This window comes from Thalassospira lohafexi (genome assembly GCF_002844275.1).
Taxonomy (GTDB): Bacteria; Pseudomonadota; Alphaproteobacteria; order Rhodospirillales; family Thalassospiraceae; genus Thalassospira; species Thalassospira lohafexi.
The window spans coordinates 80423-89847 of sequence record NZ_NXGX01000011.1 but is presented as its reverse complement, the minus strand read 5'-3'; the positions used below and the strand labels follow the sequence as shown (position 1 = coordinate 89847).

The window sequence follows — 9425 nt, the reverse complement described above, 5'->3', positions numbered from 1 at the left end:
GGCAAAAAATGTCAGAAAACCGTAAAAGAGGCTCAAACGCCTGGATTTCCAATGTTCATTCGCCAAATACAACCAAATTTCACCTAGTTTATTAGCCGTTTTTGCGTCCTTTTAGATTTCCCCCCACACAGAAACACAAATGGGATTCTACTAAGTACCAGTTTCCGTGAAACTTGATTCGCCCCCGAAGACATCAAGATCAAACCAAAGCAGGCTCAGGGCAGCTATTTGCCCTTCACACAATACGACCAGAAAGCCGACAAATTTAAAACCGTCCACCTTAAGGTGAGCTGAGCCCACACTGCCTGAGCACCAAAATCGACCTTCATTCCGCATGCGTTAGCGCGCGGCAAATTGTCCGTGTTGCCGTGAGACATCCGCCGGTATCGCGCCACCCGCAAACAGTGGGGTAACCTCACAGAACCGTGGTTGTTGCCGATCTTTGTCTGAAAGCACGGCCTGCTGGCCATAGAGTTCCCAGTCAATTCCAAGGTCGGGGTCATTCCATGCCACCCCGTGATCATGGCTGGGACTATAATAGTCAGATACCTTGTAGATAACGTGGGTATCGGGCCGTAACGTTTTAAAGCCATGCGCAAATCCCGGAGGAATCCACAGCTGATACCAGTTTTCGGCACTCAATTCGATTTTGATATGGCGTCCAAAAGTCGGTGAATGCGGGCGGATATCAACGGCGACATCAAGAACAGCTCCCTGAACAACCCGCATCAGTTTGCCTTGCGCGTGGGGTTCGGCCTGATAATGCAAACCGCGCACCGTATTGATCGGATGACTGATCGACTGGTTTTCCTGAACCAGATCGACATCCCCGATTGCATCCCGGAATTCGTCGGCCCGAAAGGTTTCGGCAAAAATACCGCGTGGGTCACGATGTCTGTTGGACACAAACAAAACCGGGCCTTGAATTTCAAACGTGTCAAATTCGGTTGGCATTGGCTAGTCCTCCTTGATCGTGATCGGCACGCGGACAAGTTGGCGCGAAACCCGCCAGCGATCCTTGTAGGGTTTTGGCATTAAACGGACAAAAACCAGACTGGCTTGGTCATCAACGGTGCCATACAAACGGTCCATGCTGTCGTCATCAATGATCGACGGATAGGCCACAAACGGTTCGCCTTCATCAGCATCACGACGCAATGGTTGGGCATATAGAAGTTTCGGTGCGGACCAGTTTTTCAGATCACTTGAAGTGGAATAGAAAAATCCCGAGACATCAGGCTGATCCTTTTTACGGATACGGTGCAGATATACGGTAATAAATGTATTGCTGGCTTCATCTCGCACCAGCCCACGGATCGACGACACGCCAACCGGTCCAACGCGTGCACATTCAGTTTGCCGCACCGACCATCCTGCGTCGGTCAATGAGGCGGCTTCTTCAAATTCCGTTCCATTCCAGACATCCCACCGTGATGGGTCATTGGCAGGTGCGCGCACCAGACAGTTGCGCGACTCTTCCCAGTTATCCGCGCGGCGCCAGACAATGGCGTAAAGATAGTTCTGCCATGAAATGATATTGGTCACCGTCACATAACTTGGCGCGCGTTTGCGATCATCCCGGTAGGGTTTTGGCGGCGGAAACGGTGCGTGATGCGGCGGACTGCCCAGATAATCAAACGTCTTTCCACCATTCGTGGATTTTAACGTCACCAATCCATTGATCCAGCAATCGGTCCGCTTGGTGCGGTCTTTGCACGGCATATCATGGCGATAGGGCATGAAGCTGGCACTGCCAAGGGCATATACGTTCTGCCCATCGTTTGTATAAATCGCCTGCAACCATGTCCGGTCATCAAGCAGGTCCGGGGATGCCTTGCCTGCGGCCATAAAACGGCTATCACAATCAGGCTTGAGACTATTAAACCCATAGCCAACAAATGCCCGATTTTGAAAATTCGGGGCAAACATCACCATCTTGCCTTGGGCATTGCGAAAGGCCCGGGCGGGGGAGTCTGGTAAATGATGGTTGTCACACCCTGAAACGTCACTATCGAATATGACTTTTTCGGATCCAGAGACGGTCACTTCGGTTGCAGCCACGGGCGGGTTCCAGCCGACAAGACCACCAAGAGTCATACCGGCGGCAAAGGCTATGGTCGCGATCATGCGTCGTGATGGATTCAGTCTGGGCACAGCAAATTTCCCTGTCATCATCAGTGGGGAAAATACGAGGCACATGGCGTTCTGGGGGAACGACCATGTGCCTCAGGCAGCAATGTCACGCCGCCTCTGCGACATAGGGGGTCGGGACGCGACCAAGACGGTGTGCCATGCTGTTTTCTTCAAGGAACTTTTTCAGTTCGCCAAAACGCTGCTGATAGGTTTTCTCGAACAGATCGAAATCAGCATTGTCCCAAGCTTCCTCGAACGAGAATTTGTCCATGTAGCGCCCATCGATATATGGAATACCGAGCGTCTTGACGAATTCACGGGTCCGGGTGTCATAGGTGACATAAAGTGCCGGAACTTCGTTGGCGAGTGCCAGCAAATTGCCATGCAGTCGAAAGCCCGTCACAGCATCAAGGGATTGTTCTGCCTTTTCGAAATCGGCAACACTTTCAAAAACCGACAGTGACGACTTATACAAATCAAGAAGCGGGTCTTTTCCGCCAAACAGCCATTTTTCGGCCGTCAGTTTCTGAACCGCATCCTTCATCACCTGATCATCATTTTCGACCTGCTTGGTACGCGCATAGTAAATCTGCTTTTCTTCAAGTTCGCCTGCACAGAGAATTTCGGTGTCATAGCGTTCTGCCAATGTCCGCAACATATAGCGTTGAAGCGTCTGGAAGCCGTGCGTTTTGCGCCGAAGAGTAAAGCCGAGCCGGTTGATGGCAGATGCCTCAATGCGCGGTAATTTCAATTCCGGCTTGCAATGACGAAATGCGGTTGGACAGCCAAAAATGCGAACATTTTTGATTCCGATCGAATTCAACGCCTTTTTCGACAGGTTGCCCCGCACCCCAACTGTGGTGGAACGATCAGCAATCAGCTGTAAAAAGCGTTTGGTCGATTCATTGACATAGTTTTCCGAATTGTCCGGCACCTGAACACCAATGCCAAAGGCAATCACCGGCACATTAGTTTTTTCAAGAACCGCCGTAATCGGATCCCACTGACCATTGGCATTGATATAGTTCGAGCCGCGCAAAAAGATGTAGTCCAACTGATTGATCTTTTCGATCTGTGTTTCAGACAGATTGCCGTCTGCAGGCACATAAATCGGGAACAGTTCGGAATAGTCGAGAATGCGCAAGGATGAGTCATAGACAAAACAGTCACCAATATTGGTAAACAGCGTTTTTGCCTTTTCGGGCGCACCATATGTATGGGTGACGACACCGATGTTACCTTCGATTCGGCCTGCGGGCATTAAAACGCCAATGCGGGGCTTACGGCCCGAGGTTGGGGAAACCTGGCTCATAGACATAACTCCTGCTGTCTTGGTTCGCACCGTTGATCGGCGTTATGATCGAACCGTTTGCTCGTATCTGAATAATTCAGTTTTAGATCGTTATGCGGTCAGGCCGCATCCACCTGACGTGTTTTGAGACTTTCTTCCCAATCAAGCGCGTGGCGCACGATGGCGTCGAGGTCATCATATTCTGGCGTCCAGCCGAGCTTTTCACGAACCCGGTCAGCCGCTGCAATCAATGCCGCCGGATCACCCGGGCGACGTTCAGCACGCTCCACCGCAAAATCAATACCCGAAACGCGTTTGACGGCACCAATGACTTCCTTGACAGAGAACCCGCGGCCATACCCGCAATTCATCACGTCGCTTTCACCACCGTCTTCAAGATATTCCAGCGCCAGAACATGCGCCTTGGCGAGATCGGAAACATGGATGTAATCCCGGATACATGTCCCATCGGGCGTGTCGTAATCTTCGCCATAGATTGCCATTTGAGGCCTCGCACCCGTCGCAGTCTGACTGGCGATCTTGATCAGATGCGTGGCCTTACGTGATGTTTGCCCGGACCGACCTTTGGGATCAGCACCGGCAACATTGAAATAGCGAAGCGCGACATACCGGAGATCATGGGCAATCGCCGCATCGGCCAGCATCTTTTCGGTCATCATCTTTGATGTGCCATACGGCGATATTGGCTTGAGTGAAAAGTCCTCAAGGATCGGCGTGCTTTTGGGTTCGCCGTAGACACCCGCTGTTGAGGAAAAGATGAAATGCTCGATCCCGCTATCCACAGCCGCCTGCGCCAAGGCACGTGAATTCACAGTGTTGTTGTAATAGTATTCCAGAGGATAGATTACGGATTCAGGCACAATGATTGAGCCCGCGAAATGCATGATTGCCGTGACGTCATGTTCGGAAATAACCCGACGCACCAAATCATAATCGCCACAATCACCTTCAACAAACGCAGCCCCAGTGGGAACCGCCCAACGATATCCCTGACTTAGGTTATCAAGAACAACTACGTTGCGTCCGCCATCAAGAAGCGCCAGTGCTGCGTGACTACCGATATATCCTGCGCCACCCGTTACAAGTACAGTCATTGCCGTGTCTCCTTGTTGATGTTGTTCAGTTTTCTGAACAGCTTTGGGAAAGCACAGCCGCTATGAGCCCCGTTCCGGGACAGTCAAAGCAGCTGTACCGGATGCGGTCACGCCACCTTGCGTTCAAGTTGCGTGTCGGCGTTCATGACATCGACCATTTTGTGATCGATGTTGTTTTCGCTCAGGAACAAAGCCATTTCGCGATAAGTCTGGAACCAAGCGCGGTTGAACTTGTCGAACAGGCCCTGATCCCAGTAATCCTCGAGCACGAATTCCTTTGTCGAGAACACGTCATACGACGGGATTTGGTAGGTTTCTGCGAATTCGACCGTCCGGCTGTCATAGGTAAAGTAGATCGACGGCACACCGTTCGAGAGCGCCATCAGGTTACCGTGCAGGCGATAGCCCAGAACGCAATCCTTCCGGCGGACGAGATCTTCGTAATCAGATACCACATCGGAATAGAACAGCTTTTCGCGGTAGAGGCGTTCCATCGTATCGTCTAGATACCAGTTCTTGACCCAGTCGTTGTTTTTAAGGGCCTGCATGGCTTCTTCGCGCTGGATGTTAGAGCCAAAGACCAGTTTCTTTTCTTCGGGCTCACCTTGCGCCATCAGGGTCATGTCATCGAAACGACCAGCGAGATGTTTGACCAGATCCCGATGGAAAGTCAGATAACGTTTAATGTCCTGGGCATACGCCGGCGAGACTTCGCGACGCAGGGTAATGCCAACATTCTTGACACTTTCAAGGGACGGCAGTTTGATCCGCATATCCGGATTGTTCTGACGAAATGCCGTTGGGCACCCGACGATACGAACATTGGTAATGCCGAGATCCCATAGAACCTGTGCAGTATAGGCACCACGCACACCAATTGATGTGGTGGAATCAGCCATCATCCGCAGGACGGTTTTGGTCTGATCAGAAAGCTCAAGTTTCCCTTTGACCGGGGCTTGCGCACCGATGCCAAATCCCAGAACCGGCAGTTTCAACCGTTTAAGAACCTCGATCGTGTTCCGCCAGTCCATGTCAGAATGGATGTAGTTCGACCCACGCAAGAACACATAGTCATATTCCTCGCGAAGACGGTCGATGTCTTCCATCTTGGGTTCGGCAATCGGCAGAACACCGAGCTTGTCGTAGTTCATCAGCTTCAGCGATGAGTCATAGACAAAGGCGTCACCGATATTGTGATAGTGATCGATGCTCCGTTGAACATCCTGATAGTTGTACCAACGGACGCAGTCGTGGTCGTAGACTTCGCCCGACGGGATCATTACGAGAACGCGCGCCATATTGTGTCTCCTTGGTTGATCACGTTTTTGTTCCGAATTCATGCCGTGCTTGCCACATTTTGCTCAGTGGCGGCTTTTGCAGATAGCAGGCGCGTTTTCAGAACCTCCCGATACTGCGCGAGATGTTGCTCGGCGCATTCCTCATAGGTCGTCACACGAGGGATCCCCTCGCGCATCCGGTCCCAAATCTTGTTGTCGCTTAAAACGTCAATCAGACGGTCGGCCAAATCTTCGGCACTTCCGACACGGAAATGCAGCCCGTTAACCCCGTTTGTGATTTTCTCGGCCATACCCCCAATGTTCGAACAGATCATTGGGCGCCCATGGAAAAAGGCTTCCTGAATAACCACGGGTGAGTTTTCCCACCAGATCGACGGAATGATTGTCCAGTCGGCTAGCTCCATCAGCTTGGGCATTTCGGTGTTTTGATAGGCCCCGTAAAAACGGACCCGATCACCGGCCTTCTCGATCAGGTCGTGGACCTTTTCCTGATATTCAGGAGGTTGGCGTTCAAGATTGCCGCCAAAAATCATCAGGCGCGCATCATCGCCCCAGATTTCATCGGGCACACGCCCCACCGCATCAAGCAAGATGTCCGCACCCTTGAACATCGTAAGTTGTCCAAAAAAGGCAAAGCGTGACCGACGCGGCTGTGTTTTGGAAAGCTGGCGGTCCTTGGCCCGTTCATCGATGTCGAGACCATTTTCGATCACCGACATCTTTTCGGCCTTCATGCCCCAATCGACAAAGCGTTTGGCCAGAAATTCACTGGGCGATACGTAATGGTCGGCCAGTTCAAGCATCGACTTGATGAACCGTTCACGCCGCAGGAATGAGGCCGGGGAAATGTCCGGGAAGCATCCGTTGCATTCAATCGGACTTGCCCGGTTGCACAGCTTCGTTCCACCGCTTTTGAGCATCTGTCCATGGTTGTGGCAGATCGTCAAAAACTCATGGAATGTAAAGAATATCGCAGTTTCCGGCAAAGCTTCGCGAATGGCGTAGATCGTCTCAAGCCCAAGGCCGAGATAGTGATGGAAGTGAACCACGTCCGGTTCGTAATCCTTCACAAAACGCAGGAAATCACGATCTATCTCGTCTGTGCTGCCGTTTGATAAAAGGAAATGATCATAGTTTTCCGCATGATAAAGGATTTCGTTGTCCTTCTGACGCAGGCTCATCAATGCAGATGCACCATGACGCGGAACAGGGTTACCGACCCGCGCAAGATAGAAGCTTTCAACCCCATCAAGCGCATTCAAACCCTTATGAAGATTGTAAGAGGCCACTTCGGCCCCACCCAGCGAAATACTGGGATGGCCATGCGAAATAACGAGGACACGCAAATCAGTCGACGGCATTGTTATGGCTCCGCAAGTTTGAGACGACCAAAGACCAGCGACGATCAAACGCCCAGCGGTCAAGACGATGCGAAAGTTCCTCCCAGGCGGGGGCGCTGCTTATCGATTGTTCGCTGCCCAATACTTCGACTTCGGGGATCCAGTAGGATGGTGTCCCTGCCATACGCAGCTTCAGCGCAAGATCGAGGCTCTTTTCGGCCGGACCGATATAGCCGCGCGTAAAGCCATCAGTATCGACAAATGCCTTACGCGGCAGAATGCAGCATTCCAAGGTTCCCGCACTGACTTCGCTTGGTTCTGCATCGGCCAAAACTGCGCAGGGATAGCCGACATATCGGTCTGACAAATACTGACCACCTTTGGTGTCACCATCGATCCATGTCCCTGCCCAACGAACAGAATCGTCTTCGAACAGGATGGTCGGTGACACAAGTGCCTTACTGCCGCGCTTGCGATAAGCGGCCAATAATTGGTCAAACCAGCCATCGTCACGCGGTAAAATATGGGCTGATACAAGCCCGATGGTTTCCGAATTGGTTGCTGCAACACCGACTTCCAGGGCATCACAAAAGTCTTCCACCCCTTCGGCGAAAACGATCCGGGTATTGAGTTTATAAAAGGCAGCAAGACGCAGCATGTCGCTGCCGACGAGGTCAAAACTTTCAACCGGCCCGGCAATCACAATCGGCAAGTGACGGGTGGCCTGATCTAGCCCCAGAAGTGCAATTGTCACCCCGATATCATTGATCGTGTCATCAACACCGACCACCAGTGTTACCGGCGCATCTTCGTCAAAATCACCGATATCGTGGACATCAACCGCATATGGGTTTTGGGCTGTCATCCCTTGCAACATGGGCCCGAACTGGCGCTCGATACTGTTCGATGCGGTGACCGAACGCGGATCAAGCGAAGGCAAAACCCGCGACAGCGCCTGACGGGCCGATGCACGTGTCGGGTTTAAGGGGCAATACGCCGGAAAGGCATCAACAATTCCCAGTTCAAGATAAACCGGCTGATCAGATGGCGGCGTATCTTCCAACGAACAGAACACCAGGAAACCGTGATTGTTGCGCGCCGGGTTCATCCCCGAAAACATCGGATCATTTGCAAAGGCGCCGGTAACATCTGCACGTGACTGCCGTGTCCAGTGATCGTCAATCCGAACAAGTTCACCCCCGACACGCAGCGATACATTTTCCACCGCGCGATCAGGATCAAGCATCCAGCCTGAAATCAAAACACCGCTGCCTTCGATCAGGAGCGAGAAATCAATCCCGATCCGCACCGGACGGTCCAGTTCGGAAACAGTATCGCGACCATCAAAACGATGTGCGGCCATACGCAATTGATGCAGGATGTTCTCAGGAGCCCGAACGCGCCCCAAGACAGAGCGAATATGGGCCGGAACATCGGGCGGTGCGACAAGAACACGCTGCTGATAAACCTCAATAGAATACCAACCTTCACGCCCACGGAAATAAACGCGCTTGAGCTTGCCGGGGTTGATCGGTTTGTCACCCAGCATAAGCCCGGTCACGCCTGATGCCTCGTCACCAAGATCATCACGTTGAAAATCAGCACTGGTCAATTCCGCCAGGATCGGCGCATCGTCCATGGCGATGACGCGTGTCCGCCCAACCGGGAAGTCGCTTGACCAGCCCTGAATGTAAACCTCACCTTCTTCAAGGCCGCCAAGTACTTCGATAAAGCCGTTGCTGCGTGCCGCAATCTGAACAAGGGCCGCAACTTTACGCAGACGTTTTTTGTCCGGGTCCCCTGCAAGTAATGCCTCGATCACACCATCAATGACGGTGGCAAACGCAGGGCCCGCTTGGTCTGCAACAGACGAAAGGATTGATTCAATCCGCTGTTGCCGGTTTTCAATCCGGTATTCGCGTGGTTTGCCCGCCCCACGGAACAATGCGGTTTTAAGGCGACGCGGGGAGACATCCTTCATCGGCAAAAGGGCGACGAAGCCGTATGCATTTTCCTGATCGGTTTCGTTGCGACGCCAACTGATCACCGATGCCTGTATTTTGGCATCGGACTGATTGTTAAGATAAATATCAATAGTCGCTGGCAGGGCATTCCCAACCCCGACCATCAATGCCAAACCATCATCAACCAAGGCGGCAACGACGGTTCTGCCATCCAAAGGCATTCCATAAGCTTCAGTCATGCCCGCACCTCCTTGTCTTTATCGGGGTCTGTGTCTGTCGTCAGC

At 52.2% G+C, this 9425-nt stretch carries 7 protein-coding genes; all 7 read right to left on the bottom strand.

Annotated features, from left to right (window positions below; translation table 11 throughout):
• Positions 1 to 339: 339 nt before the first annotated feature.
• Positions 340 to 954 (bottom strand): dTDP-4-dehydrorhamnose 3,5-epimerase, encoded by a 615-nt coding sequence (rfbC, locus tag COO92_RS20505; RefSeq protein ID WP_101304802.1) that lies wholly within the window; start codon positions 952 to 954, stop codon positions 340 to 342.
• 3 nt (positions 955 to 957) lie between these two features.
• Positions 958 to 2154: a hypothetical protein gene (locus COO92_RS20500; RefSeq protein WP_240626541.1), complete on the bottom strand. Its 1197-nt coding sequence runs from the start codon at positions 2152 to 2154 to the stop codon at positions 958 to 960.
• Positions 2155 to 2239: 85 nt separating this feature from the next.
• Positions 2240 to 3445: a polysaccharide pyruvyl transferase family protein gene (locus COO92_RS20495; RefSeq protein WP_101304800.1), complete on the bottom strand. Its 1206-nt coding sequence runs from the start codon at positions 3443 to 3445 to the stop codon at positions 2240 to 2242.
• A gap of 98 nt (positions 3446 to 3543) precedes the next feature.
• Positions 3544 to 4539, bottom strand: a complete 996-nt coding sequence (galE, locus tag COO92_RS20490; RefSeq protein WP_101304799.1) for a UDP-glucose 4-epimerase GalE — start codon at positions 4537 to 4539, stop codon at positions 3544 to 3546.
• A gap of 107 nt (positions 4540 to 4646) precedes the next feature.
• Positions 4647 to 5837, bottom strand: coding sequence for a polysaccharide pyruvyl transferase family protein (locus tag COO92_RS20485; protein ID WP_101304798.1), 1191 nt, complete (start codon positions 5835 to 5837; stop codon positions 4647 to 4649).
• A gap of 38 nt (positions 5838 to 5875) precedes the next feature.
• Positions 5876 to 7198 carry a glycosyltransferase family 4 protein gene (locus COO92_RS20480; RefSeq protein ID WP_101304797.1) on the bottom strand — a complete coding sequence of 441 codons (1323 nt, stop codon included), beginning with the start codon at positions 7196 to 7198 and terminating at the stop codon, positions 5876 to 5878.
• The gene (locus COO92_RS20475) at positions 7185 to 9380 is read right to left on the bottom strand and encodes a hypothetical protein (RefSeq protein WP_101304796.1); all 2196 of its coding nucleotides are present in this window, start codon (positions 9378 to 9380) and stop codon (positions 7185 to 7187) included. The genes COO92_RS20480 and COO92_RS20475 overlap by 14 nt, the downstream gene beginning before the upstream one ends.
• Between the last annotated feature and the right edge of the window lie 45 nt (positions 9381 to 9425).

Bases quoted from the DNA above. Each gene is read 5' to 3' on its own strand.
- COO92_RS20475 (WP_101304796.1), bottom strand. From the start codon at position 9,380: ATGACTGAAGCTTATGGAATGCCTTTGGATGGCAGAACCGTCGTTGCC.
- COO92_RS20495 (WP_101304800.1), bottom strand. From the start codon at position 3,445: ATGAGCCAGGTTTCCCCAACCTCGGGCCGTAAGCCCCGCATTGGCGTT.
- galE (WP_101304799.1), bottom strand. From the start codon at position 4,539: ATGACTGTACTTGTAACGGGTGGCGCAGGATATATCGGTAGTCACGCA.
- COO92_RS20485 (WP_101304798.1), bottom strand. From the start codon at position 5,837: ATGGCGCGCGTTCTCGTAATGATCCCGTCGGGCGAAGTCTACGACCAC.
- COO92_RS20480 (WP_101304797.1), bottom strand. From the start codon at position 7,198: ATGCCGTCGACTGATTTGCGTGTCCTCGTTATTTCGCATGGCCATCCC.
- rfbC (WP_101304802.1), bottom strand. From the start codon at position 954: ATGCCAACCGAATTTGACACGTTTGAAATTCAAGGCCCGGTTTTGTTT.